This window comes from Mesorhizobium sp. M1A.T.Ca.IN.004.03.1.1 (assembly GCF_003997555.1).
Lineage (GTDB): Bacteria > Pseudomonadota > Alphaproteobacteria > Rhizobiales > Rhizobiaceae > Mesorhizobium.
Genome location: NZ_RZTV01000144.1, coordinates 1 through 310, shown reverse-complemented (window position 1 = coordinate 310; position 310 = coordinate 1). Strand labels below are relative to the sequence as shown.

The window sequence follows — 310 nt, the reverse complement described above, 5'->3', positions numbered from 1 at the left end:
AGGCCATAAACGATGTGCAAGTCCGGCGAACCTTGACGGGCCGCGCCGAAATCGATGGAGTGATCGGTGAACTTGCCATAGCGGGTGAGGTCGAGGCGGCGCAGACGCATCAGCTGTCTCCCCGATCCACCGCCTTCATCCGGGCGGCGATGTCCTCGGCGCCATCGGCGAGAAGGTTGTCGATGAAGCGTTCAAAACCCGCCTCGTTCTGGCCGGCAAATGCCCGGCTCTCGGGCGGCAGGTCGGCAAGCAGGTCCCGGACCATCTCCCTGACCTCGTCGCGAAATCCGCTGCGGGTGATGACCTCGTC

Annotated in this window: 1 pseudogene; it reads right to left on the bottom strand. The window is 64.2% G+C overall.

The window, feature by feature from the left end:
- Positions 1-109: 109 nt before the first annotated feature.
- Positions 110-310, bottom strand: a pseudogene (locus EOD29_RS31070) (DNA repair exonuclease); the annotation flags it as partial.